At 39.5% G+C, this 25,214-nt stretch carries 20 protein-coding genes; 10 read left to right on the forward strand and 10 right to left on the reverse strand.

Translation table 11 applies throughout. From position 1 onward, the window contains the following. Positions 1 to 366: 366 nt before the first annotated feature. Positions 367 to 1,713, reverse strand: coding sequence for an argininosuccinate synthase (argG, locus tag ACEYX7_RS06225; protein ID WP_374805203.1), 1,347 nt, complete (start codon positions 1,711 to 1,713; stop codon positions 367 to 369). Between the two features lie 148 nt (positions 1,714 to 1,861). Further along, the gene (locus ACEYX7_RS06230; RefSeq protein ID WP_374805201.1) at positions 1,862 to 2,305 is read right to left on the reverse strand and encodes an Mpo1 family 2-hydroxy fatty acid dioxygenase; all 444 of its coding nucleotides are present in this window, start codon (positions 2,303 to 2,305) and stop codon (positions 1,862 to 1,864) included. Between the two features lie 383 nt (positions 2,306 to 2,688). Here ACEYX7_RS06230 and ACEYX7_RS06235 point away from each other — a divergent pair, with 383 nt between their 5' ends. The 5 genes from ACEYX7_RS06235 (at position 2,689) to ACEYX7_RS06255 (ending at position 7,662) form a co-directional block, all read left to right on the forward strand. Next, positions 2,689 to 2,997, forward strand: coding sequence for a hypothetical protein (locus ACEYX7_RS06235; protein WP_374805199.1), 309 nt, complete (start codon positions 2,689 to 2,691; stop codon positions 2,995 to 2,997). Positions 2,998 to 3,218: 221 nt separating this feature from the next. After that, complete coding sequence (gene clpB / locus ACEYX7_RS06240) at positions 3,219 to 5,795, forward strand: ATP-dependent chaperone ClpB (RefSeq protein WP_374805198.1); 2,577 nt, start codon at positions 3,219 to 3,221, stop codon at positions 5,793 to 5,795. Between the two features lie 104 nt (positions 5,796 to 5,899). Continuing rightward, a complete protein-coding gene (locus ACEYX7_RS06245) occupies positions 5,900 to 6,781 on the forward strand; it encodes a WG repeat-containing protein (protein WP_374805197.1) in 882 nt (293 codons plus the stop codon). A gap of 12 nt (positions 6,782 to 6,793) precedes the next feature. Beyond that, positions 6,794 to 7,012 (forward strand): WG repeat-containing protein, encoded by a 219-nt coding sequence (locus tag ACEYX7_RS06250; protein ID WP_374805204.1) that lies wholly within the window; start codon positions 6,794 to 6,796, stop codon positions 7,010 to 7,012. Between the two features lie 179 nt (positions 7,013 to 7,191). Further along, positions 7,192 to 7,662, forward strand: a complete 471-nt coding sequence (locus ACEYX7_RS06255) for a hypothetical protein (RefSeq protein WP_374807064.1) — start codon at positions 7,192 to 7,194, stop codon at positions 7,660 to 7,662. 101 nt (positions 7,663 to 7,763) lie between these two features. On the opposite strand, the gene ACEYX7_RS06260 is transcribed toward ACEYX7_RS06255, so the two are convergent. From ACEYX7_RS06260 to ACEYX7_RS06270, 3 genes are all read right to left on the reverse strand, one after another. Then, complete coding sequence (locus tag ACEYX7_RS06260; protein ID WP_374900321.1) at positions 7,764 to 8,189, reverse strand: hypothetical protein; 426 nt, start codon at positions 8,187 to 8,189, stop codon at positions 7,764 to 7,766. A 121-nt stretch (positions 8,190 to 8,310) separates the two neighbouring features. Then, a complete protein-coding gene (locus tag ACEYX7_RS06265) occupies positions 8,311 to 10,140 on the reverse strand; it encodes a phosphoenolpyruvate carboxykinase (GTP) (protein WP_374900322.1) in 1,830 nt (609 codons plus the stop codon). Positions 10,141 to 10,584: 444 nt separating this feature from the next. Continuing rightward, on the reverse strand, positions 10,585 to 11,565 hold the full coding sequence (locus tag ACEYX7_RS06270) for a TonB-dependent receptor domain-containing protein (RefSeq protein ID WP_374900323.1): 981 nt from the start codon (positions 11,563 to 11,565) through the stop codon (positions 10,585 to 10,587). A gap of 269 nt (positions 11,566 to 11,834) precedes the next feature. Between ACEYX7_RS06270 and hemL the strand changes: the two genes are divergently transcribed. Further along, complete coding sequence (gene hemL, locus ACEYX7_RS06275; protein WP_374804953.1) at positions 11,835 to 13,130, forward strand: glutamate-1-semialdehyde 2,1-aminomutase; 1,296 nt, start codon at positions 11,835 to 11,837, stop codon at positions 13,128 to 13,130. 119 nt (positions 13,131 to 13,249) lie between these two features. On the opposite strand, the gene ACEYX7_RS06280 is transcribed toward hemL, so the two are convergent. The 4 genes from ACEYX7_RS06280 to ACEYX7_RS06295 are packed head-to-tail and all read right to left on the reverse strand — an operon-like array spanning position 13,250 to position 18,234. Further along, complete coding sequence (locus ACEYX7_RS06280; RefSeq protein WP_374807005.1) at positions 13,250 to 14,683, reverse strand: efflux transporter outer membrane subunit; 1,434 nt, start codon at positions 14,681 to 14,683, stop codon at positions 13,250 to 13,252. Between the two features lie 14 nt (positions 14,684 to 14,697). Continuing rightward, positions 14,698 to 15,939 (reverse strand): HlyD family secretion protein, encoded by a 1,242-nt coding sequence (locus ACEYX7_RS06285; protein ID WP_374804955.1) that lies wholly within the window; start codon positions 15,937 to 15,939, stop codon positions 14,698 to 14,700. Between the two features lie 33 nt (positions 15,940 to 15,972). After that, the gene (locus ACEYX7_RS06290; protein ID WP_374804956.1) at positions 15,973 to 17,631 is read right to left on the reverse strand and encodes an MFS transporter; all 1,659 of its coding nucleotides are present in this window, start codon (positions 17,629 to 17,631) and stop codon (positions 15,973 to 15,975) included. Positions 17,632 to 17,655: 24 nt separating this feature from the next. After that, positions 17,656 to 18,234 (reverse strand): TetR/AcrR family transcriptional regulator, encoded by a 579-nt coding sequence (locus tag ACEYX7_RS06295; protein WP_374804957.1) that lies wholly within the window; start codon positions 18,232 to 18,234, stop codon positions 17,656 to 17,658. 239 nt (positions 18,235 to 18,473) lie between these two features. Between ACEYX7_RS06295 and sodA the strand changes: the two genes are divergently transcribed. From sodA to ACEYX7_RS06310, 3 genes are all read left to right on the forward strand, one after another. Further along, the gene (sodA, locus tag ACEYX7_RS06300) at positions 18,474 to 19,094 is read left to right on the forward strand and encodes a superoxide dismutase [Mn] (protein ID WP_374804958.1); all 621 of its coding nucleotides are present in this window, start codon (positions 18,474 to 18,476) and stop codon (positions 19,092 to 19,094) included. Between the two features lie 300 nt (positions 19,095 to 19,394). Further along, positions 19,395 to 21,479, forward strand: coding sequence for a methionine--tRNA ligase (gene metG, locus ACEYX7_RS06305; protein ID WP_374900324.1), 2,085 nt, complete (start codon positions 19,395 to 19,397; stop codon positions 21,477 to 21,479). Between the two features lie 120 nt (positions 21,480 to 21,599). After that, positions 21,600 to 22,298, forward strand: a complete 699-nt coding sequence (locus ACEYX7_RS06310) for a TIGR04219 family outer membrane beta-barrel protein (RefSeq protein WP_374804960.1) — start codon at positions 21,600 to 21,602, stop codon at positions 22,296 to 22,298. Between the two features lie 67 nt (positions 22,299 to 22,365). Here the strand turns inward: ACEYX7_RS06310 and smpB are convergent, their stop codons facing one another. After that, positions 22,366 to 22,845, reverse strand: coding sequence for an SsrA-binding protein SmpB (gene smpB / locus ACEYX7_RS06315; RefSeq protein ID WP_374804961.1), 480 nt, complete (start codon positions 22,843 to 22,845; stop codon positions 22,366 to 22,368). 199 nt (positions 22,846 to 23,044) lie between these two features. Here smpB and ligA point away from each other — a divergent pair, with 199 nt between their 5' ends. Continuing rightward, on the forward strand, positions 23,045 to 25,090 hold the full coding sequence (gene ligA / locus ACEYX7_RS06320; protein ID WP_374807004.1) for an NAD-dependent DNA ligase LigA: 2,046 nt from the start codon (positions 23,045 to 23,047) through the stop codon (positions 25,088 to 25,090). The last annotated feature ends 124 nt before the right edge of the window (positions 25,091 to 25,214 follow it).

Below are 25,214 nucleotides of genomic sequence, written 5' to 3' on the forward strand. Positions count from 1 at the left end.
GAATGAAATTAGTGGCAGGATTTATAAATTGGCAAGTTAATCGCTAAATTTACATTTTCGAAAGAGGTCTAATGAGATTGCAAGTTTTTATGGATTACTTGGTAGTATAAATAAGTCTCAATTTTTATCTCTTATTCTCATTAATATTTTTATATTATATTCTTGATAAAAAGTAACCCTGATTATGCTCATTTTAATACATGGATTATTTTCTTTTATCCTATTTTATTTTTATTTATTCCTTTGTTTTGGATTTTTGCGAAAAGATTTCAAAATCCAACAGTTAAAGGCAGAATAATATAACTTGATTGAAAAAAGACCATCTTTAAAAGACGGTCTTTTCTTTGGTCGTTGTTGAAAGACCAATTATTTTACTGATTTATCTTCCAATTGTGGTACATCCGAACCCGAACCCACTGCCAATAAACCTGTTTGGCTATAAATACCTAACTTTTGGCGTGTATCGGTGATGTCCAAATTACGCATGGTTAACTGACCGATACGATCCATTGGCGTAAATGCTGCATCTTCGGCTTTTTCCATAGTCAAACGCTCTGGCTCATAAGTTAAATTGTCTGATTCAGTATTCAAAATACTGTAGTCATTACCGCGACGCAATTCCAAAGTCACCGAACCAGTAATCGCTTTCGCCACCCAACGCTGAGCAGTTTCACGCAACATCAAAGCTTGGCTGTCAAACCAACGACCTTGGTACAACAAACGACCCAAACGTAAACCATTAATACGATATTGTTCAATCGTATCTTCATTATGAATACCCGTCACCAAACGCTCATAGCAAATATGCAATAACGCCATCGCTGGGGCTTCATAAATACCACGTGATTTGGCTTCGATGATACGGTTTTCGATTTGGTCAGTCATACCCAAACCATGACGACCGCCAATTTCATTGGCTTTTAGGAATAATTCCACCAAGTCATCAAAACGCTCATCATTCAACGCCACAGGCACACCTTGTTCAAAAGTGACTTTGACGATTTCTGCATCAATTTTGACATCATCACGCCAAAACGCTACACCCATGATTGGCTCAACGATTTTTACGCCTGCATTTAAATATTCCAAATCTTTGGCTTCATGCGTTGCACCAAGCATATTTGAATCGGTAGAGTAGGCTTTTTCTTTTGACATTTTATAATCAAAGCCATTGTCAATCAGGAATTGTGACATTTCTGCACGACCGCCCAATTCATCGATAAATTGTTGGTCTAACCAAGGCTTATAAATTTTTAAATTTGGATTGGTCAATAAACCATAACGATAAAAACGTTCAATATCGTTACCCTTATACGTCGAACCATCGCCCCAAATATGCACATCATCTTCTGCCATCGCTGTAACAAGCATAGTACCCGTCACCGCACGACCCAAAGGTGTGGTGTTAAAATAAGGCATACCACCAGTGCTAATATGGAATGCACCGCATTGAATTGCTGCCACGCCTTCACGAGCAAGTTGCAAACGGCAATCAATCAAACGGGCTTTGGCTGCACCGTAATTTTCAGCTTTCTTTGGAATCGCATCATAATCATCTTCGTCAGGCTGTCCAAGATTAGCAGTGTAAGCATAAGGCTCAGCGCCTTTTTGTTTCATCCATAATAGGGCTGCTGAAGTGTCCAAACCACCCGAAAAGGCGATACCGACTTTTTTGCCGACTGGCACTGATTGTAAAATGGTAGCATTACTCATACGATACTCTTAATTCATCCAAACATAAAAAATCTATCTTGCCATCACTGGCAGATAACGAAAAATGTTTTATGATTTTACAAGCGATAGCTAGATAAGGTAAAGCGAAAAAAACATAAAAGCTTAATTTTTTGCAACAAATTAAATGCTATGTTTTATTGTTAGATGTAGATGTGGGGACTTTTCCTAAAATTGAACACGCAACCCATGCGGGACCAATCAATAAAAATTGTAAATCTTGGAAAAAGGATGGCTTTTTGCCTTCAATTTTATGCCCGACAAATTGCCCAATCCATGCAATGACAAAAATCGCCAACCACACTGTCCAAGGCACAGCCACAAAAGTCAAAAATGCCAATATCATCAACATAAAAATCAACATGGCAATCCCTAAACTGATTGATAATCTTAAATAAAATATCGCAACCAAGGCGATGACGGCATACAAAGCATAAGGCGATAAGCCAAAAATCAAACCCATAATGGTGATAAAAATCACAGGTACGCATAGCCAGTGAATGCTTTTGTTGGTATGGTTTTGGTGGCTTACCGCATAATCCGCAAGCCAATCGTTTAAACTGCGTTGGGTCATCTGTCGTTCCTTGTTGTGATTACAATGTCTTTAGCATAAAGGATTTTCAACAGTTTTTAAATTATTTTCTCAATTAATTTAACTTTAAAATCAAGTAAAATCTTGACAGGTTGTCGTGTTTTTACTAAATTTAGAAATATTAACAAAATAATGTTGATCGTCTTATGGTTATCGCTTTCATATGCTTATAAAAACTAAATGATTTTTAGGTAGCTTTCAATGTACGGATTATTTTTAGTTTACTGATATTTTTGATCTTATTACTGTTTATTTATGATTTATTAGTGGATTTTTCATTCAATGAAAATCATGCAGAACATCAGGCATTAAAACGAAAATTTTCTATTTTATATGTGTTAAGTTATCTACCTTTGGTGTTTTGGATGGGAGTTTTGATTTATGCTGCAAGTAGCTCAGATTGTAGCATCAATTGTGATGCACATGATGCGGGTGAGCTGATTGCACAAGTCATTTATACAATGGTTTTACTGGCAACGATGTTTGTACACTTTTTATTTTGGTTGATTATTCCTAAAGAGAAAGTTTTAAATCAAAAAATGGATGCAGAATTTGTTAGTTTTTGGTCAAATTTTAAAATGTGGATCATTACAGGGGTATTGGCAGTGCCTATTTTGATTACAGGTTTATTATTTTTAATTATCGCATTGGTGTCGCCAAGTAGTGCAGTCTGATTTTTAGCTATGCTGTAAATTTCTATTCAAAGAAAATCAAAAAAAGAGCTTGAAATTCACCATCCTTGCCCTTATTTTATATGTGTATATCTTACTTTTAAAAAAATAAGTCTTTGAAAAATAAATTAAAAAATTTTATAAAAAGTAAAATATTTCCCTTGAAAAAAAAATTAGCATACCTATTTATATGACATGATTAACATTTTGATAGGACAAAAATAATGCGATTTGAACAATTTACCCAACGTTTGCAACAAGTGATTTCCGATGCACAACGTCTTGCTATGGGCAAAGACCATGCAGCGATTAGCCCTTTGCATATCTTAGATAACTTACTCAATGAAGCCGCCAATCAAAGCCTATTGCAACAAGCAGGGGCGAATTTACCACAGCTGAAACAAGGTCTGCAACAAGCCATCAATGATTTGCCGACTATTGCCCAAACGACTGGTGAGATTGGATTAGACCCTGAAGCGGTTAAAATTTTAAATCTAGCTGACAGCTATGCCCAAAAAGCAGGTGATGGTTTTTTATCAACCGATTGGGTGTTATTGGCTTTAAGTGAGCAAGGCAACAGCAAAAAACAACTTGATGCAGTCGGAGTGAAATCCCAAACATTGCGTCAAGTGATTGAAAAAATCCGTGGAGATGAAAAAGTGATCAGTAATAACCATGAAGAACAACGTGAAGCCTTAGGCAAATATACTATTGACCTCACTGAGCGTGCGTTGGCAGGCAAACTTGACCCTGTAATTGGACGTGATGATGAAATCCGCCGTACCGTGCAAGTGCTTTCTCGTCGTACCAAAAATAACCCTGTTTTAATCGGTGAGCCAGGGGTGGGGAAAACTGCCATTGTCGAAGGTTTGGCACAACGTATTGTTAATGGCGAAGTGCCTGAAAGCCTAAAAGGTAAACGTGTGCTATCGCTTGACCTTGGTGCATTATTGGCAGGGGCGAAATATCGTGGTGAATTTGAAGAGCGTCTAAAAGCCGTTTTGACTGATTTGGCAAAACAAGATGGCGAAGTAATTTTGTTTATTGACGAATTACATACGCTGGTTGGTGCAGGTAAAACTGATGGTGCGATGGATGCGGGCAATATGCTCAAGCCTGCTTTGGCGCGTGGTGAGTTACGCTGTGTTGGTGCGACCACATTGGATGAATATCGCCAATATATCGAAAAAGATGCCGCATTGGAACGTCGTTTCCAAAAAGTACAGGTCGATGAGCCAAGCGTGGAAGATACTATTGCTATTTTGCGTGGTCTAAAACAACGTTATGAATTGCATCATGGTGTACGCATTTTAGACAGTGCCATTATTGCCGCTGCCAAAATGTCGCACCGTTATATTACCGATCGCCAATTGCCGGACAAAGCCATTGACCTGATTGATGAAGCGGCATCTCGTATCAAGATGGAGCTGGACTCTAAGCCAGAAGTGATGGATAAATTGGAACGCCGTATTATCCAACTTAAAATGCAATTGGAAACCGTGAACAAAGATGATGATGTTGGTAGCCAAGCTGAAGTCAAACATCTTTCTAGCCAAATCGCTGATATTGAAAAAGAATATAACGATTTGGAAGAAATTTGGAAAGCGGAAAAAGCCTTGGTGGAAGGCACGAAACAAGCCCAAGTCAAGCTAGACCAAGCCCGTATTGCCTTGGAAAAAGCTCAACGTGATGGCGATCTTGCTGAAGCGGCACGTTTGCAATATGGCGTGATTCCAGAATTGCAAAAGCAAATTGATGCGGATGAAATGGTCGAAGAACGTGAAACCAAACTTTTGCGTGATAAAGTCACTGACAACGAAATTGCTGAAGTGGTATCGGCTGCAACAGGTATTCCAGTGGCGAAAATGCTACAAGGCGAGCGTGAAAAATTGTTGCATATGGAAGAATTTTTGCATCGTCGTGTAGTGGGTCAAGATGAAGCGGTGATTGCGGTCGCCAATGCGGTACGTCGTAGCCGTGCAGGTTTATCCGATCCAAATCGTCCGAGCGGTTCGTTCTTGTGCTTAGGTCCAACAGGCGTGGGTAAAACTGAACTCACCAAAGCCCTTGCCAATTTCCTTTTTGACAGCGATGAAGCCATGGTGCGTATCGATATGTCAGAATTTATGGAAAAACACAGCGTAAGCCGTTTGGTTGGTGCACCCCCGGGTTATGTCGGCTATGAAGAAGGTGGCGTTTTGACTGAAGCGGTACGTCGTAAGCCTTATAGCGTGGTGTTGTTTGACGAAGTGGAAAAAGCCCATCCAGATGTATTTAATATCTTGCTACAAGTACTGGATGATGGTCGTTTGACTGATAGTCATGGTCGAGTGGTGGACTTTAAAAATACCGTGATTGTGATGACATCAAACTTAGGTTCACAAGATGTGCGTGAATTGGGCGAAGATGCCGACAATGATGACGTGCGTGCGGTGGTGATGAATGCTGTCGGACAACATTTCCGCCCAGAATTTATCAACCGTATTGATGAAGTGGTGATTTTCCATAGTTTACGCAAGGCTCAAATGCGTGGCATTGCTGATATTCAGTTAAACCGTTTACGTCAGCGTTTGGCAGAGCGTGAGATTGGATTAAATATCACTGATGATGCTTTGGATCAATTGGTTGAAGTCGGTTATGACCCAATTTATGGGGCAAGACCGCTAAAACGTGCCATTCAAGCTGAATTGGAAAATCCATTGGCACAGCAAATTCTTGCAGGGCAATTTGTAGCAGGTGATGTGATTGAAGTTGGTTTAGATGATGGCGAATTGCAATTTAAAAAGCGTTTACTAAACTAAGTATTCATTGAGAAAAGCAACAGCTGAGTGGAAATACTTGGCTGTTGTTTTTTTATGGTAATAAGATAAGATTTTGACTTATAGATTAAAATTTTGGAATAATCATGGAAAAAATATTTTTATTTTCTATGGCATCAATTTTAGCCACTGCTTGTAGTGAAAAAGCAGCTTTAAATGCTACCGAACCGAGTGCATCTAATGTTCGTTCGACTAATTCCGTGATGCTTGATAATTCTACTCAAAATCCTTCAAGCAATTATCGTGTAAATCAATCAATAGGATGTGACGAGGCGGGTATTTCTTTGCCAAACTCATTAAGATTTGACTATCGATGCAAGTTTAATGATGGACGTGCATTAGTATCAACAGGTGAAGACGATCTTGAACGTTATGGTTTTGTGGATAGCCAAGGTAAAATCGTGATTCCTCTTCAGTTTGTTTATGCGGAAAATTTTAGTGAACAACTTGCTAAAATTGGTGTAGAAAAAAGCAATAAAGATGTAAAATTTGGCTATATAGATAGCAATGGTAAAATTGTGATTCCTGCTATTTTTGATGCTGTAAGTAGCTTTTCGGAGGGTGTTGCAGCTGTTATGATTGGTGATGAAGTAGGATTTATTAATCATCAAGGAGAATACACAGTCCAGCTTGGTACATTTGATGATTTTATCCGAGATATAGATTTTAGCAATGGTCCTGTAGCTGTTGCAAAAAATGATAAATGGGGTTTTATTGATTCAAAAGGCAATATAGTAATTCCTTTACAATTTGATAGTGTTACTGGCTTTACAGAAGGTGTAGCACAAGTTATGAAGAAAACATCAATGATAAGTGATGACTATAAGATTGCCTTCATTAACCAGTCTGGCAAACTTATTACTGGATTTGATTATGATGATGCAGGTCTTCTTGATGAGGGCTTTGCTTGGGTAAAAAAAATTGATTCAGTGAATAGGGCATCAAAAGCAGGTTTTATTAATGATTAAGGAAAAGAGGTTATTCCGCTTGAATATGACGATGTCAGTAGTTTTCGTGAAGGTTTGGCAATTGTCACGAAAGATAATCAAAAAGGCTATATTAATCAACAAGGAAAGATTGTGGTTCCTATAAAATATCATAGTGCTGATTTGTTTAATGGTGGAGTGGCAGTTGTGGGATTGGACGATAAGCTATATCAAATTGATAAATCTGGTAAAATTGTCGGAAGAATTGAGTAATCGTTTCAAAATACAATCAAAATAGACTTCCTGCGAAACGTGAATTGAAAGAAAACCGTTCGTCTTACGAAACAGTGTTTCTCAGGATTTCCTACACTTCCTTGCAAACCCTTGCAAAGCTTTAGTCGCTTTTCAGGTTCTCATCAGTTGTGAAGGATAAAATATTAATGTTCGGAAAAATGCAAAAACAAAAAATAAATAATATTCTATTCGCATGTGGATTTTTTATATGGGCTTGCTTACTTTTTTATTCCAACATTATTAATCCTGTTAAATACGAAAATATTCCTAAAAATGTACAAGAGTTGCCAGATATATTTAATATGAAAATGACAGAAATTACCCAAGGTCTGCCAGCACCCGCAGAAAAACAGTCGTATTATAAACCTAGCGTGGATTTTGGTTCATTGACTTATGATTATCCGAGCTTAGATAATAAAGACTTGGCAAGACTTTTAGAAAACATCAAGCATTCTAATTGGATTGAAGTCGAGAATGAAGATACATCCGATTCATTTTTGAGTTATTGCAATAAACAACATTATTCTTTGCAATTATACCAACATGATAAGCCATATATTAAAAATAAATTTTCTATTCGAATATTTGTAGAGCAAAGAAGTTATTGTATCAGTTCTTTTGGTGCTTAATATTGAATGCAATATTGAAAATAAACACTCAAATAAAAATAACTCAAATTTAATGAGAAAAATGACAATTTAAATTACTACTTTGAATTCATAAACTATATCTATCGAAGAATAATCATGTTTGATACGAAATTAAGATATCCTAAATCTGCCAAATGATAACGGCAATATAAAGGGCGAGTTTGCCATTTTGGTAAATCTTGGATATTGGCCTGAGCAAAATAAATAATCGGCAAATTCGGCTGTGTACTGGCAATATTGGCTTTACTCACATCAAAGCTAATCAAATCTGGATAGGCAAAATCTTTAAAAGACTGTTCATTGGTTGCACAATAAAAATGTAAACCATGTCTTGGAGCAGAAATATTTTCCTGTTTTAATTTTTCTTCAATATCATAATTCAAAGCCAAGTATAAACTATCATTTTGCACTTTTTGTTCGGCAATCATCAGTTTAGGTAAATCATGACAGGCGGATAAAATAAGACATATTGGCAATAATATAAGTGCTTTTGATGATTTTTGCATAGAAATGTCCATACAATACATTTTTAAGATCTCAAAATTCATTCTACATTTATTCTATCCAAATCACAAACAAGAAAAAAGCCACCGTAGTGACTTTTCCCGATTTTCAATGATTTACTGATTAAGATGCTTTTACCGCATCAATCAACTGCTTTTGACGTTCACGTAAGACTTTTGGTAAACGCTCGCCCAATTTATCGAACAGTTCAGTATGGCTTTCAAGTTCTTTCACCCACAAATCTTTGTCTTGTGAAGTGACTTTTTCAAAGCCAGCTTTAGAGAAATCAGAACCTGTCCAGTTCAAATCTTCATATTCTGGCACTAAACCAATTGGGGTTTCTACTGCGTTGCCACGACCTTCGATACGATCGATCATCCACTCCAATACACGAGTGTTTTGCCCAAAGCCAGGCCATACAAAGTTGCCTTGCTCATCACGACGGAACCAGTTTACATTAAAGATTTTTGGCAATTTATTGCCTGCTTGTTCAGCTTTTGCACCAACGGTTTCACCCAGTGCCAACCAATGTGCAAAATAATCTGCCATGTTATAACCAACAAATGGCAACATCGCAAATGGATCACGACGTACTACACCTTGCTGACCTGTTGCAGCAGCGGTAGTTTCAGAACCCATGGTCGCTGCTTTATACACGCCATCTACCCAGTCAAATGCTTCTGATACCAAAGGCACTGTATCAGCACGACGACCACCAAAAATAAATGCTGAAATCGGTACACCGTTTGGATTTTCCCATTCAGGATCGATCGATGGACATTGTGCCGCAGACACAGTAAAGCGAGCATTAGGATGAGCTGCTTTTTCTTCACCTGTATGACGTTCGCCTTTCCAGTTGGTGACATTTTCTGGTGCAGTTTTGCTTAAACCTTCCCACCATACTTCGCCATTGTCAGTAACTGCAACGTTGGTATAAATCACGTCTTTATAAAGCGTTGACATACAATTTGAGTTGGTCACTGTATTTGTACCTGGTGCAACACCGAAGAAGCCTGCTTCAGGATTGATGGCATATAAACGACCGTCTTCACCTGGCTTGATCCATGCAATATCGTCACCCACAGTTTCGATTTTCCAACCTTCATAACCTGCTGGTGGAATAAGCATTGCAAAGTTAGTTTTACCACATGCAGATGGGAATGCCGCAGCGATGTAGTGTTTCTCGCCCTTTGGATTGGTTACGCCCAAGATAAGCATATGCTCAGCCATCCAACCTTGCTCATGTCCCATTTTTGAGGCAATACGTAAGGCAAAACATTTTTTACCCAATAATGCATTACCACCATAACCTGAACCGAATGACCAAATTTCACGTGTTTCTGGATAATGTACGATGTATTTGTCGCTGTTACATGGCCAAGCAACATCTTTTTCACCATCTTTTAGTGGTGCACCGACAGAGTGTACACACGGCACAAATTCACCATCTGTACCTAAAATATCATATACCGCTTTGCCCATGCGTGCCATTTTTGACATGCTGACTGCAACATAAGGTGAGTCCGTTAGCTCAATACCGATGTGTGCAATATGACTACCCAAAGGACCCATAGAAAATGGTACGACATACATAGTACGGCCAGCCATACAACCGTCAAATAAGCCATTTAATTTTTCACGCATCTCGCTTGGTGCAACCCAGTTATTTGTTGCACCTGCATCTTCTTTGTCTTGAGAGCAAATAAATGTACGGTCTTCAACACGCGCAACATCAGATGGATCAGAGTTTGCAAGGTAAGAACCAGGATGTTTTTCTTCATTTAGCTTTTGCATGGTACCATTTGCGATCATCAAGTCGATGAGGCGTTGGTATTCTTCTTGACTACCATCACACCATTCAATTTTAGCTGGCTTAGTCAATTGGGCAATTTTTTCTACCCAAGCAATCAATTGAGGATGGCGAACAAATTCTGGAGTATTCATGGGGGTCATGGTTAAACCTGTATAATAAAAAAATTGCGACTCATCAGTACTATAAATTCGACTGAATTATACGCAAAACATATGTAAGATAGACTTAATAAACAGGGCTATTAAACCATAAAACTGATAAAATAGTAAGTCTAACACATTTTTACTTGCTTAGATTATGTTAAAAATATAAGTTAAGATGTTGTAAATTATAAAGAATATGCTTTTATTTATTTTATTGATTTTTATGATGATAAGTATTTACTTATTAAATAAAACTATCAAGAAATCATAAGTTCGACCACAAGTCAAAAGAAATACAATTATTGGTATGATAACAAAGTTTTATTATTCAATATGTTGGTTATTTTAAGACCATAAAAAGCACGCAGCAACCGCTTATGTTTGACATATTTGTCTTACACAAGCGGCTGTTTTGTTTTCTATTCTCTGATTTGAGATGTATTAGAATTTAAAATTTATACCTAAGTTGAAGTTACGTCCCATCTGTGGCATTTGCGGTAAAAAGGTTTCGTGTGCATAAACCTTTTCATCAAGCAAATTATTCGCCTTTAAGAAGACATCATATTCAGAGCGGCTAAGATTACCATGATAATTTAAACCGACATTTAACATATGATGACCAAGTGTTTTGGCTTCAAACTTTGACAATTTATTTTGATCAAAGACATGATAATACTCCATGTCACCAGAATAATGTTCATCAAAATCAGCCTTGACCCGTGTACCTAGACGCATTGGTGGTAGGCGTGGGGTATAACGGTCGGGATGCTGAATCACAGAGGTGTTGCCATATGCATCTGTTGCACCTGTCGTATCTGGGATATTGACCAGCTTACCTTTGACATAATCTCCAAATACAGACAAATGATAAGTAGGATTGACTTGATGGCCGATATTTCCTTCAAAACCATAAAAACGTGCAGGCGATTGCATATAACGATTGGCTCTAAATGCATTAACATCATTTTCGCTTGGCTGACGTCCAGCACTGCTACCATCTTTGGTACGACCGCTGTTCAATGCCAACAAGTAAATATAATTGTCAAAATCGTATAAATAGCTAGCGACTTTATAATCTAACTTTTCACCTTGATGTTTTAAAGCAATTTCAAAGTTATTTGACTTTTCTTTGGTTAAGGCATTATTACCAAACTCAAATGAATTGGTTGCCAAATGCATACCGTGTGCATACAGCTCTTGTGCATTCGGTATACGTTCTTGATGTGATGCAGTCACGGACAATTGCTGTGCTGGATTGATTTGCCAATGTGTGCCTAAGGCATAAGAATAGGCTGTTTCTTTATGTGGCTGTAAGCTTTCGGTGACATTTTTATAGGCTTCTATGCGACATTTTTTGGTGTTGCGACCACAGAATAGATTTTCTTCAATTGCATTTTTTAGAACGTCATCACTATACAGCATCGTGACTTTTTGGCACTACTTAAACCTGCTAATATGGCTAAGTTAAGAACGTTACGGCGAAGGTGCATGGATAGAGACCTGTATGGGATAAAATTGTTGAGCAGTGTTATACTATAACTTGTATAAAATACATATCTATAAAGAAAAAAGTATTGAACAGTCATAAAAGCTATGTAGATATTGATTTTATTCTTGATTGTTGTGTTTATAGCATTTTAAAGCAGCAGTGAAATTGTTAAAATCGTGTTTTAAATCTAATGATACGAGTAATGATTATGTCTGCCAAACAAGCTCAACTTTTTGCCGAAGCCAGTCGCTATATTCCAGGTGGCGTAAACTCGCCCGTGCGTGCCTTTAAAAGTGTCGGTGGTACACCAATTTTTATCAAAAAAGCCAAAGGTGCATATCTTTGGGATGAAGATGACAAACGCTATATTGACTATGTTGGTTCATGGGGTCCGATGATTTTGGGACATTCCCATCCTGATATTGTCAAAGCAGTGCAAGAGGCGGCTGAAGATGGCTTGAGCTATGGTGCACCGACTGTAGCAGAAACCAGTTTGGCAGAAACCATTTGCGATATTCTTCCGCACGTTGAGTTAGTGCGTATGACCAGTTCTGGGACGGAAGCCACCATGACTGCCATTCGTTTGGCTCGTGGCTATACAGGGCGTGACAAAATCATTAAATTTGAAGGCTGTTATCACGGACATTCGGATTCGTTATTGGTCAAAGCAGGTTCTGGCTTATTAACATTAGGTGAACCAACATCAAAAGGCGTGCCAGAAGACTTTGCAAAACACACTCTGGTGTTGCCATATAATGATAAAAAAGCTTTACAAGAATGCTTTGCTCAGTTTGGTAGTGAGATTGCTGGGGTCATTATTGAGCCTGTAGCAGGCAATATGAATTTGGTTTTACCGAAAGATGGTTTTTTACATGAAATCCGCAAGCAATGTGATGAACACGGTGCAGTCTTTATCATTGATGAAGTGATGACTGGTTTTCGTGTTGGTTTGGGCGGAGCGCATATGCATTATGATGTACGTCCAGATTTGGTGACTTTGGGTAAAATCATCGGTGCAGGTTTGCCAGTCGGTGCATTTGGTGGTAAACGTGAAATTATGCAATGCATCGCACCTTTAGGCGGTGTCTATCAAGCAGGCACATTGTCGGGTAATCCATTGGCAATGCGTGCAGGTTTGGCGATGTTTAAACATTTACGTCAAGAGGGTTTTTATGAAAAATTGACTGCACAATTGGCAAAATTACTGGCAGGTTTACAACAAGCGGCGGATGAAGCAGGAGTCGCGTTTAAAACCCAACAAGCAGGGGCAATGTTTGGTTTGTATTTTACCGAGCAAGATGACTTATCGAGTTTTGAGTCTATGCTGAATTGTGATATTGACGCTTTTAAACAATTTTTCCATGGTATGTTAGAGCAAGGTGTATATCTTGCACCGTCAGCATTTGAGGCAGGGTTTATCTCTTCAGTGCATTCTGATGAAGACATTGCACAAACTATTCAGGCGGCAAAAGTGGTATTTGCAAGCATGAAAAAGTAATGTAAGGTTGTCATTTTGATTTTGGCGGATGAGCGTGATCGTTTGCCTAAGAATTATACCGCACCATCAAAACAACCATAATTTACGTTATATAAATTATGGTTGTTTTATTTAAACTATTACTTTGCTAAGTTTACGCCACCGCCCAAAGCAACATTCAACGCCACCCAGCCGACTCGCTCTTGTAATTGGCTTTGTAAGAGCTGACTTTGAGATTGCAACATTTCGTCACGGGCAGTCAGTAGGGTAATTTGGGTCTCCAACCCTGCTTGAATGCGATTTTGGATTGCACGTTGATTTTTTTGTGCTACCACTAACATTTGCTGTTGTGATTGTTGCATTTTTACTGCGGTTTGATAGTTACTAAGGGCATCAGCAGCTTCTTTTAGAGCTTGATAAACGCTTTTGTTATAACGTGCGATCTGCTCATTATATTCCGCTTGCTTCTGCTGTAGATTAGCCTGTAATGCCCCAGAAGTAAAAATTGGCAAAGTTACTGTTGGTAAGATCGCACTCAATAAATTACTCGAGCTGGGCAATTCACCAATTTGCAAAGTAGATAATCCTGCCAAAGCGTTGATTTGAATATTTGGATAAAACTTGGTTTCGGCAGCATGAATGAGTTGCTGACGGCTATATATTGCTTCACGTTGTGCGGCGATATCGGCACGTTGTCCAATCAGATTGGCAGTCAATTGTTGTGTAGGGAGGCTTGGTAAAGTCTTGATCGGTTGCGGTGTCAAGTTAGCCAAAGCAGTTGGGCTTTGTGCGGTGAGATTAGCCAGTGCATTACGGATCTGATTGGCTTTATTATCAAGATCTTGAATCCCTACCTGCATCTGCAATATGGCTTGTTGGATTGGATAGCGTTGGTTTGCAGGCAGTAGACCTGCTTTAGCACGATCGAGTACCAATTGTTCCTGTTCTTTTTTTATGCCAATACGTTGTTGCAAAATGGCTTTTTGTGCAGTCAAGATTTGCAATTGCATATATTGTGCAGTGATGGCTTGGGCGAGTAGTAAGCGAGCTTGTGCCAATTCGTAAGCCGTAGCATTTTGCTTACCCAAAGCGACTTCGAGTTCACTTTTGTGTTCACCCCACAAATCCCAAGTCCATTTGCCTTTGAGCTGTACTGCTTTATAGCCGATGGTATCGCCAAAAATTTGCGATGCCAAAGAATCAGGATGACTTAACGATTCGTGATAAATCCCTGCGCCATTGGCAGCGATGGCGATTTGCATACCACGCTGTGAATCTGCCAAATCACTGCCGGCTTGGGCTTGTGCCAATCGGCTACTGACTGCCATCAAATCAGGCGATTGCTGCATGGCATGCTCAATCAAGCCATTTAAAGTGGAATCATTGAGCTGTGTCCACCATGTCGCAGATATTGGTGCAGTGACCTGATGTGTTAGTCCTAGCTGTTCCGTACTCACTGCTTTAGCCAATGTAATAGGCTTTTGTGGCTGTGTTGCACAGGCAGCCAGTAGACTACTTGCCAACATCATAGTCACGAGGCAACGATAATTTTTTAATTTTTTGAGATCATTCATGCGGTTTCCCCATCTTATTGACCATTACTTGCGGTATCAATCTCGGCATTCACCGACATACCTGGACTTAAATTTTCCAAACCATTTTGATTGGCATCAAATTCTAATTTCACCGCAATACGCTGAGCGATTTTAACAAAGTTACCATTACCACTGTCAGCACGAATCACGCTAAATTCAGCATTGGCAGCAGGGGCAATTTGAGCGACTTTAGCGGTAAATGTTTGACCATTTAAAGCATCAATACTGACCTTGGCACGCTGTCCAATTTTGATATTTTTCATATCAGTTTCACGCACATTGGCAATTACCCAATGCTTTTGTGGTACCAAAAACATCAATTGCGTACCTGCTGAGACCAATTGTCCAGTTTTTACAGATACTTCACCCAAACGTCCGTCCGCTGGTGCATAGACTGTGGTATGCCCCAATTCTTGTTTTGCCAAATCAACAGTAGCTTGTGCATTCGCAATGCCTGCATCAGCACTGGTTTTACCTGTGCTTACGCTCAAAATATCTTGCTGAGCGACTTTGTACTGTGCTTGAGCTTGAGCTAAACCCATTTCTGCTTGTTCTACAGCACTCTTGGCTTGATCATATTCACGTCCTGCAATACCTTCACTATCTTTGACACTTTCAATACGTGCAAAGCTTTGGCGAGCGATTTTCAATTGTAGTTCAGCATTTTTAACTGCAATAGCACGGGCTTGTAAATTGGCATCAGCATTGTGGCGACTTTGTGAAACTTTGTCCGTATTGGCATTTTGTGCGGCAAGTCCTGCTTCAGCTTGGGCGACTTTTGCTTCATAAGGGCTAGAGTCAATCTTGACCAAAGGGTCGCCTTTTTTCACTTGGGCAAAATCACTGACAAGCACTTCTTGCACATAACCTGAAACACGTGGGCTGATTACCGTGGTTTGTCCACGTACATAAGCATTGTCTGTAGTCACAGTATGACCTGTAAAAGGCGGTAATTTCCACGTATACAATGCCAACAAAGCACCACCAACGATCAATGCAATAAACAAAATTATCAATGCTGGATTGCGTTTTTTGGGTTGCCAATTATCGCTAGATGGATTGGCAGTATTACTTGTAGCTGTATCGTTTGGCTGACTATTTGCTGTAGCGTTTGTTTCGAGCTGGGCATCATTCACGCTAGGTGTGGTCGCTTGTGATGTACTATCGATTTCGTTTGCCTGAGACGTTGTTGTAGAAGCGTCATTTTGATGGTCAGGAGATTGATTCTGGGTCATGATTTTTAACCTAAATAATAAATTTGATATCAATTAACGTTTGAGCATAGCAAATAATGCTTGTTTCTCTTGGGCAATGATGTCGATTTTATAAATACGACGATATACCCAAACCAATAGGGTGATGACAAAAGCAATTGTTGCCATTGAACTCATCAAATAAAAGAAATCGTTATACGCCAAAACAGTCGCTTGCGTTGTAGCTTGGTTCACTGTTTGTGCAACGGCTTTACTTTGTAATACGGCTATATCACTACTTTGCGATGCATAACCTTTTGCTAGACTTTGCACGTACTCTGCAAATTGCGGATGCGTCAAGTTAAAGTGTTGTGAAATATCCGCTAAATGTACGCGAGTTCGAATCGTCAAAAAAGCACTAAAAATCGCTGCACCAGCCAAGCCACCTATGGTTTGTGATAGACCAAACACCGCAGAAAAACTCATAATATGTTGCGGTCCTTTGGCAATAGCACGTACCAAACCTTCTAGCATCATTGGACCTAAGAAATATAAGGCGGAAAATGCCATAATCGCTTGGCTTATATATAACTGTGCTGGACGTGTATTTAGTCCGACACGACTGTCTAACCAAGCAGCCAAAGCAATACCAAATAAAGCCACCACGACTGGACGACGGATATCATTGATGTCTAAACGTACGATACTGGCAATGATGCCAAACAAAGACGCAAAAAACACCACGGTATAAAAGGTCGTCATTTGCTCGCCTGACATACCCAATGTTGCCATTAAACCTGCTGCACCAACGGTTTGTTCTGAGGTCAAAAAGCGTACTACAGCACCAGTCATCGCAAAAGCTAAAATCTGAGGCGTGGACATCCAGCTGACGTCCAAGATAGGATCTTTGCGATATGCTTCAAACAACAAGGCAAAACCAACACAGATGACACTGCCAGCCAACAACCAGCCAAGCCATGGGGTAGTCCACCACACAATCCGACCTTGCACCAAAAAAGCACATAATAATGCAATACCCGTAGCGAACAGCAATAGACTTATCCAATCGCTAAATCGAAATACGTTTTGCGTTTGTCCTGGAGGAATAGGTAATAACCAAACTAGACCTACACAAATCGCAGTGAGTGCAAAAGAGAAGTAGAATAATAATTGTAAATTGCCGTTCAATAATAAGTCGGGAACAATCATTTGTGCCAAAGGTGTGCCCAATTGCATAAGTCCTAATGCCAACGATACACCAATAATTTTGGCGGCAGCGGGCAAACCTTGCATGATATAAAACATACCAAGTACCAATAATCCACTGGCTGCCAAGCCTGCACAAGCACGAGCAAAAATCTCTACATAATAGTCGTGTACAACAATCTGTAAACCATTGGCGACCAAGAGTAGGATAAGTACCCAGCTGACATACTTTTGAATACCAAAATGCTGACGTACTCGAAAGAAGAAAATACTGGCTGTGGCGTAAGTCATATAATATGCGACCTGTATCCACCCACCTTGTAGTAAATCTAAAGCAAAATCGCCACGAAGCTGGCTTAAAGCACTGATCAGTAGGCCATTTTGTAGCCCTGCCATCAACGATACATAAAAGCCGATAAGTAGATAAGCAATACGGCGTTTTTTATCATGATCAGGTGAAGCAGGTGAGCCAATCATCATTGGCATTTCATGTGGTTTGAATTGATAACCATTGGATTGAAAAGACATGATTAATTTTCCTATAAATAGCCTTTAATCCGAAATTTTTGCGGACAAAAATCCTGTTTTTAATAATTCAGCAGCACGGCGGATAGAATGCTGTCGCTGTTCAGGATCGTCATTTAATGCCGAACCAATCAACATTCGTCCAAATAAAAAAATATCATACGTTGTCAAATCGGCACGGCACTGTTGTTTTGATTTTGCTTGTACCAACACATCTTTAAACAACTGATCGATAAATTGCAAGATAGCATTACGCATACGTTGATGCTCAGCCATCGACCACCAGTACTCAAAGATAAACATATTTTTGATGGTTTGTTCGATCATCAAATCGAGCAAGCGTAAAAAAGCATCATGATGATTTTGCAGTTTGCCAGCATCTTGCATGATATGAAAAAAAACATCTTGCGTGAGTGCAAGCATCAGTTGTTCACGATTCGAAAAGTGACGAAAAAATGTCGCACGCGAAACACTAGAGTGCTGCACGATTTCATCTAGGTTAATCTTTGCACCGTACTGGTCCAACAGCATGTGTGCCGCTTGCAAAATCGACTTATATGATTTTTTTGCATCAGCACGTGTCGGTGTGGGGTGAAGTATGACCATTAAAATGAAACTCAATGTCTTATTTTGACGAAATGATACTATAAGTCTTATTTTTGTCAATGCTCTGAAGATAAGATTTTTTATCATATCTATTTTTGCAGTTACAATCCTTGTACCATTCTTTGCTCGTGAATGCTTTGCCAATATCAATTTTACGTTATACTTAAAGCGTTTAGAGTTAAGCACAGCTCATCGCAATGCTTAATTTAACGAAACAACTTATATTTTGGAGAGTAAAAATGGCTTATACATTACCAGAGCTAGGCTACGCATATGATGCATTAGAACCACATTTTGACAAAGAAACGATGGAAATCCATCACAGCAAGCACCATCAAACTTACGTAAACAACTCGAATGCCGCTTTAGAAGGCTTCTCAGAGTGGGCGGACAAAAGTGCTGAAGAAGTGATTGCCAACTTAGATAAATTCCCTGCGGACAAACAAACTGCTGTACGTAATAACGTAGGCGGTCACGCTAACCATAGCTTGTTTTGGACTATTTTAAAAACAGGTACGACTTTGCAGGGTAGCCTAAAAGAAGCGATTGAACGTGACTTTGGTTCAGTAGATGCGTTCAAAGAACAATTCGAAAAAGCTGCACAAACTCGTTTTGGTTCAGGTTGGGCATGGCTTGTTGTAGATGGCGGTAAATTAAAAGTTGTGTCTACAGCAAACCAAGATAGCCCGTTGATGGGTACAGCTGTTGCAGGCTGTCAAGGTCAGCCAATCTTTTGTTTAGACGTTTGGGAACATGCTTACTACTTGAAGTACCAAAACAAACGTCCAGACTACATCAAAGCGTTCTGGAGCGTGGTAAACTGGGACGAAGCACAAAAACGTTTTGATGCTGTAAAATAATCGTATCGCCTTTTTTTGGTTACGATAGTCGAGTCAGATGTTCTGTTTGACTCGGTTTTTTATTTTTGAGTATTTTACGGTGAAAAATACAAGATAAACACGCTCATCATTATCGATACAAAATTTAAAAGGCAAGCAAGTCTTGATTTAGAGTTTTGAACATAGATAAAAAGCTAAACATTGCATAATCACATAATTAATTTTTAAGGACAAATTTTTCATAAACATTATTTTTTTATTTAAAAAAATCCAAAAATTGGTTAGACTTTAAAACAAAATTTTTACAAGAGATGCTTAATCATGTCAGTACAGCCAAAACGCCAAATTCTCGTTACCAATGCCTTGCCTTATGCCAATGGTCCTATCCACATGGGGCATTTGCTCGGCTATATCCAAGCAGATATTTGGGTACGTGCGATGCGTGCGATGGGACATGATGTGACTTATGTCTGTGCCGATGATGCACATGGTACAGCGATTATGTTGCGTGCCGAAGCCAATGGCATTAGTCCAGAGCAACAAATTGCCAATGTGCAAGTTGAGCATGAGCGTGATTTTGCAGGCTTTTTGGTTGATTTTGACCATTATGACTCAACCAATAGCGACACCAACCGCAAACGTTCAGAAGAAATTTATCTTAAAAATCGTGAAGCAGGCAATATCAGCGTCCGTCCTGTGACACAATTATTTGATCCTGAAAAACAAATGTTTTTATCGGATCGTTTTATCAAAGGCATTTGTCCAAAATGTGGTGCACACGACCAATATGGTGATAGCTGTGAAGTGTGTGGTACAACTTATAATGCCACTGAATTGCTTAATCCATATTCAACTTTAAGCGGTGCAACACCGATTGAGAAAGATTCGGATCACTATTTCTTCCAATTGCCAAACTTTAGTGAATATTTACAAGGTTGGACGCGTGACGAAGGGCGTTTACCGGTATCGATTGCCAATAAGCTTGATGAATGGTTTGAAGCGGGCTTGAATGATTGGGATATTAGCCGTGATGCACCGTATTTCGGTTTTGAAATTCCTGATGCACCGAATAAATATTTTTATGTTTGGGTTGATGCACCGATTGGCTATATGGCAAGTTTTGAAAACTATATTGCTGCCAAACGTCCTGATTTAAATTTTATGGATTTTTGGAAAAAAGATTCTGACAAAGAAGTGTATCATTTTATTGGTAAAGATATTGTCTATTTCCATGCTTTATTTTGGCCTGCGATGTTGCACGGGGCAAATTACCGCACTCCGACATCATTGTTTGTAAATGGTTTCTTGACCGTAAATGGCGAGAAAATGTCTAAATCTCGTGGTACATTTATCAAAGCAGAAACCTATTTACAGCATCTGAATCCTGAATATTTGCGTTATTACTTTGCATCACGTTTATCTGATAAAGTTGAAGATGCGGATTTGAACTTGGAAGATTTTTCACAAAAAGTGAATTCGGATTTGGTTGGTAAAGTGGTGAATATCGCTAGTCGTTGTGCCAAATTTATCAATACGCAATTTGATAATAAATTATCAAAAACTTGCAGTGAAAATGACTTGGTGAATGAATTTATTACCGCAGGTGAGAGCATTATTCAGCATTATGAACAGCGTGAATTTAGCACTGCAATTCGTGAAATCATGGCATTGGCAGACAAAGCTAATCAATATATTGATGAGAAAAAACCTTGGTCACTTGCTAAAGATCCTGCAAATGCTGATGAAGTGCAAGCGATTTGTTCAGTAGGTCTGAATTTATTCCGTCAATTGGTGATTTATTTGGCACCAGTATTACCAAAATTGGCAAACGAAGTGCAAGAATTCTTTAAATTAGAGTCGTTTGATTTTGCATCTCGTACGCAAATTTTACTTGACCATGAGATTGCGACGTTCCAACCGTTAATGCAACGTGTGGATAAAAAAGCCGTTGATGCGATGGTCGATGCATCAAAAGAAAGTTTGCAACCACAAGCAGAAAAAACTGCCCAAAAAGCAGAGAAAAAACAAGTGGATAAAGCAGAAACAAAAGCTGATGCAAGTGAGTTTATTGGTATTGATGATTTTGCCAAAGTGACTATGACAGTTGCCAAAGTGCTTGAATGCAACAAGGTTGAAGGGGCGGATAAGCTCTTACAATTTACCCTTGATGTTGGTGAAAAAGATGAGCAAGGGCAAGTGAAAACTCGTAATGTGTTTAGTGGGATTGCTAAGTTTTATCAGCCTGAACAATTGCAAGGCAAGACGGTGGTTTGTGTGACTAATCTTGCACCACGCAAAATGAAGTTTGGCATGTCAGAAGGGATGATTTTATCGGCAGAAAAAGACGGTCAATTAACAGTGATCTTGCTTGATGATGCCATTCCTGCTGGAGCGACTTTGGCTTAATTGCTGTCGTGATGTGAATAAATTAAGGCGAGATTTGTTCTTGCCTTAATGTTTAACTAGCCATTTTTGAGTGTTTTTTCTATAATAAGTGTCAACTCTCAATTTTCTAGAGCAATTTCTATGAAAAAGTTACTGATCGCCAGTGTAGTACTCGTTGCTGCACCATTTGCTCAAGCCGATACGTTGTATGGTGTTTTTGCAGACGCCAACTATTGGCACACTTCAGCATCTGCGACCGAAAGCAAAGTCGATACTGACTATAAGAACCAAGGTCAGATGATGCTATCAGCAAGTTTGGAACATCCTGTGCCTTTGATTCCCAACGCACGTTTACGTTATACCACATTGAATGGTACAGAGAAAAACAATGCCAATGGTGAAATCAAAGCCAATAACACAGATGCTATTGCTTATTACGAAGTACTAGACAATGTGGTAAGCCTTGATTTGGGTCTAGGTGCAAAACGTATTGATGGTGATGTCAAACAACGTGGCGTTAGTCGTATTGATCTCAATAAAACCATGCCGATGGCATACGCATCAGCAGGAGCAAAATTGCCATTTACAGGTTTATCTGCCAAAGCAGAATTGGGCTTGGGTTATGGTAAAAATGTAAAAGCGACTGATGCCTTGGCAGAATTAAAATATGATTTTGTCGATAAAGCCTTGGTCGATGTCGGTGCAAAAGTCGGTTATCGTATTGTACAAGTTGATTATGATGAAATGACTAATAAATACTTGGGTTCAGTATTTGGTAGTCAAGTGCCTTATAAAGTCGATTTTAAAGGGCCGTATGTTGGTTTAGAAGTGCATTTCTAAGCTCATACTTGCACAAAAGAAAATACCGTATTCATGACAAATACGGTATTTTTTTATCTTGGAAAAATTAGCGATGGAACATACGGGCTTTATCGCGTTGCCAGTCACGGTCTTTTTCAGATTGGCGTTTGTCATGCATTTGCTTACCTTTTACCAAAGCAATTTCTAGCTTGACCAAATGCCCTTTCCAATAACACGCCAAAGGTACACAAGAATAACCTTTTTGGTTCACCGCACCGAGTAATTTATCAATCTCACGACGTGATAATAATAGTTTGCGTGTGCGTGTGCTTTCTGCCACGACATGCGTTGATGCAGACAATAAAGGCTGAATCTGTGCCCCAAAAAGAAATGCTTCATTATTACGGAAAATAATATAGCTTTCGACCAAGCTCATACGCCCAGCACGCAATGATTTGACTTCCCAGCCTTGTAATGACATGCCGGCTTCAAATTTTTCTTCGATAAAGTAATCATGACGTGCACGCTTATTTTGAGCAATTGTACCGCCTTGATTTTTTTTCACAACTTTGGCTTTTACTGACATAGCTTTCTACAAATAAATTTCAATTTGATTGTATGATAACAATTTTTTGCTCTGTTTGCTGAGCTTTTTTGCTGTACTGTTGTGAACGAATGGGGCTGTATTGCTAGAATTTTTACAATCATTTCAAAACAGACTTTTTAAATCCGCAAAAGCCCTTTAAAATAGCCTGTCCATATTTTAAATTTTTCAGAGCTTGAACATGCCAAATCCTGACTTGAATCCGCAACACATCCAACAACAAATGCGACAATTGATTCAATTATTACAACAACACAATCACGCTTATTATGTGATGGATAATCCAACGATTAGCGATGCAGAATACGATAGCCTTTTTCAACAATTACAACAACTTGAACAAGACAATCCACAGCTTTTACAAGCCGATAGCCCTACACAAAAAGTCGGTGGGCAAGTGCTAGATAAATTTAGTAGCGTGGTGCATCAAGTGCCGATGTTGTCGCTCGGTAATGTATTTAATTTTGAAGATTTAAAACATTTTGCTCGCCGTGTGGAAGAACGTTTGCCTAATCAAGCTGTGCAATACGAAGTGGAATTAAAATTAGATGGCTTGGCGATTTCATTGCTCTATGAACATGGCGTGCTGGTGCGTGGCGTAACCCGTGGTGATGGCGAGTCGGGCGAAGAGATTACCCAAAATGTCAAAACCATTCGCAATCTACCGAAAATTTTAACTGCTCAAAATGGCGAAAAAATCCCTGAACGTCTAGAAGTACGTGGCGAAGTATTGATGCCGAAAGCAGGCTTTGACAAGCTTAATCGTATCGCCGAAAGTAAAGGCGAAAAGACTTTTGCCAATCCACGTAATGCTGCTGCAGGCAGTTTACGTCAACTCGATGCCAATATTGCTGCCAGTCGTCCTTTGGCATTCTTTGCTTATGGCGTGGCACAGTGCGAACCGCATCATGGTTTAAACTCGATGCACGATACTTTGCAATGGCTGACCAGTTTGGGCTTTGCCATTGCCGAGCGTCAATGGTTGGTCAATAGCATTGATGAAGTAGAGCAGTGCTACCAACAAGTGATGCAAGAACGTGCCAAGTTGAACGTGGAAATTGATGGTATGGTGGTGAAAGTCAATGATTTACAACAACAAAAGCAATTGGGCTTTTTGAGCCGTGAACCACGTTGGGCGACGGCTTATAAATTCCCTGCGCAAGCGGCATTGACCAAGGTGGACAATATCGAATGGCAAGTCGGACGTACAGGCACGCTGACCCCTGTGGCACGTCTTGCCCCTGTATTTGTCGGTGGGGTGACGGTGTCGAATGTGACTTTGCATAATATCGGGGAAATTCAGCGTTTGGACGTGCGAATTGGCGATACGGTGAGCGTTTATCGTACGGGTGATGTGATTCCAAAAGTCGAAAAAGTTTGGCAAGAATTCCGTCCACAACATAGCCAAGTGGTTGAATTACCGAAAAATTGCCCCGTATGTGATTCACCTGTGGTGATGCCTGAGGGTGAGGCGTTAGCACGTTGTTCGGGTGGCTTATACTGTTCGGCACAGCGGATTGAGGCGATTCGTCATTTTGTATCGCGTAAAGCTATGGACATTGAGGGCTTGGGCGACCGTTGGGCGGAATCGTTATTGCATCTGAATTTGCTCAATCATGTGGCGGATATTTATCGCTTGCATCAGCATCGTGACAAGCTATTAAGCATTGAAAAAATGGGCGAGAAATCGGTACAAAATCTGCTTGATGCCATCGAAAATAGTAAAAAAACCACTTTGCCAAGATTTATTTATGCCTTGGGTATTCGTGGTGTGGGCGAAACCACAGCAAGAATGTTGGCTCAACAATTCCAAAGTTTTGATGCCTTACGTCAAGCCGATATAGATAGCCTACAAAAAACCCCTGATGTCGGCAATATCACCGCAGAATGGATTTTTGACTTTTTTCAAGCCGAGCATAATTTGGAAGTTGTCGAGCAATTATTGCAATCGGGCATTGAATTTGAAGCCATGACTGCACCAACACGCCAGCCTTTAAATGGTGAAAGTTGGGTGGTGACAGGTACGTTGGCAAGCATGGGACGTGATGAAGCCACGCAAAAATTGCAAGCTTTGGGGGCGAGAGTATCGGGCAGTGTATCAAGCAAAACCAAATGTGTGGTGGCAGGCGAAAAAGCAGGCTCAAAATTGGAAAAGGCGGAAAAATTGGGCATTACTGTGTTAGATGAACAGCAGTTTTTAGAATTGTTGGCAGGGTTTGAGGGGTAAAACAAGGGCTAGGATTAGCCCTTGTTTTTGAAAATTTCAAATAGTATTTTAGGGTGTGTTGACATACAAAGAAAATCAGTTATTCTGATTATATGAATAGACTAACACTTACTGATGCCCAATG

The sequence above is a fragment of the Hubeiibacter jixunmingi genome (assembly GCF_041928215.1).
GTDB lineage: Bacteria > Pseudomonadota > Gammaproteobacteria > Pseudomonadales > Moraxellaceae > Acinetobacter.

What these genes read in the sequence shown, in the direction of transcription:
- argG (WP_374805203.1), bottom strand. Translation starts at nt 1,713, where the DNA reads ATGAGTAATGCTACCATTTTACAATCAGTGCCAGTCGGCAAAAAAGTC.
- ACEYX7_RS06230 (WP_374805201.1), bottom strand. Translation starts at nt 2,305, where the DNA reads ATGACCCAACGCAGTTTAAACGATTGGCTTGCGGATTATGCGGTAAGC.
- ACEYX7_RS06235 (WP_374805199.1), top strand. Translation starts at nt 2,689, where the DNA reads ATGGGAGTTTTGATTTATGCTGCAAGTAGCTCAGATTGTAGCATCAAT.
- clpB (WP_374805198.1), top strand. Translation starts at nt 3,219, where the DNA reads ATGCGATTTGAACAATTTACCCAACGTTTGCAACAAGTGATTTCCGAT.
- ACEYX7_RS06245 (WP_374805197.1), top strand. Translation starts at nt 5,900, where the DNA reads ATGGAAAAAATATTTTTATTTTCTATGGCATCAATTTTAGCCACTGCT.
- ACEYX7_RS06255 (WP_374807064.1), top strand. Translation starts at nt 7,192, where the DNA reads ATGCAAAAACAAAAAATAAATAATATTCTATTCGCATGTGGATTTTTT.
- ACEYX7_RS06260 (WP_374900321.1), bottom strand. Translation starts at nt 8,189, where the DNA reads ATGCAAAAATCATCAAAAGCACTTATATTATTGCCAATATGTCTTATT.
- ACEYX7_RS06265 (WP_374900322.1), bottom strand. Translation starts at nt 10,140, where the DNA reads ATGACCCCCATGAATACTCCAGAATTTGTTCGCCATCCTCAATTGATT.
- ACEYX7_RS06270 (WP_374900323.1), bottom strand. Translation starts at nt 11,565, where the DNA reads ATGCTGTATAGTGATGACGTTCTAAAAAATGCAATTGAAGAAAATCTA.
- hemL (WP_374804953.1), top strand. Translation starts at nt 11,835, where the DNA reads ATGATTATGTCTGCCAAACAAGCTCAACTTTTTGCCGAAGCCAGTCGC.
- ACEYX7_RS06280 (WP_374807005.1), bottom strand. Translation starts at nt 14,683, where the DNA reads ATGAATGATCTCAAAAAATTAAAAAATTATCGTTGCCTCGTGACTATG.
- ACEYX7_RS06285 (WP_374804955.1), bottom strand. Translation starts at nt 15,939, where the DNA reads ATGACCCAGAATCAATCTCCTGACCATCAAAATGACGCTTCTACAACA.
- ACEYX7_RS06290 (WP_374804956.1), bottom strand. Translation starts at nt 17,631, where the DNA reads ATGTCTTTTCAATCCAATGGTTATCAATTCAAACCACATGAAATGCCA.
- ACEYX7_RS06295 (WP_374804957.1), bottom strand. Translation starts at nt 18,234, where the DNA reads ATGGTCATACTTCACCCCACACCGACACGTGCTGATGCAAAAAAATCA.
- sodA (WP_374804958.1), top strand. Translation starts at nt 18,474, where the DNA reads ATGGCTTATACATTACCAGAGCTAGGCTACGCATATGATGCATTAGAA.
- metG (WP_374900324.1), top strand. Translation starts at nt 19,395, where the DNA reads ATGTCAGTACAGCCAAAACGCCAAATTCTCGTTACCAATGCCTTGCCT.
- ACEYX7_RS06310 (WP_374804960.1), top strand. Translation starts at nt 21,600, where the DNA reads ATGAAAAAGTTACTGATCGCCAGTGTAGTACTCGTTGCTGCACCATTT.
- smpB (WP_374804961.1), bottom strand. Translation starts at nt 22,845, where the DNA reads ATGTCAGTAAAAGCCAAAGTTGTGAAAAAAAATCAAGGCGGTACAATT.
- ligA (WP_374807004.1), top strand. Translation starts at nt 23,045, where the DNA reads ATGCCAAATCCTGACTTGAATCCGCAACACATCCAACAACAAATGCGA.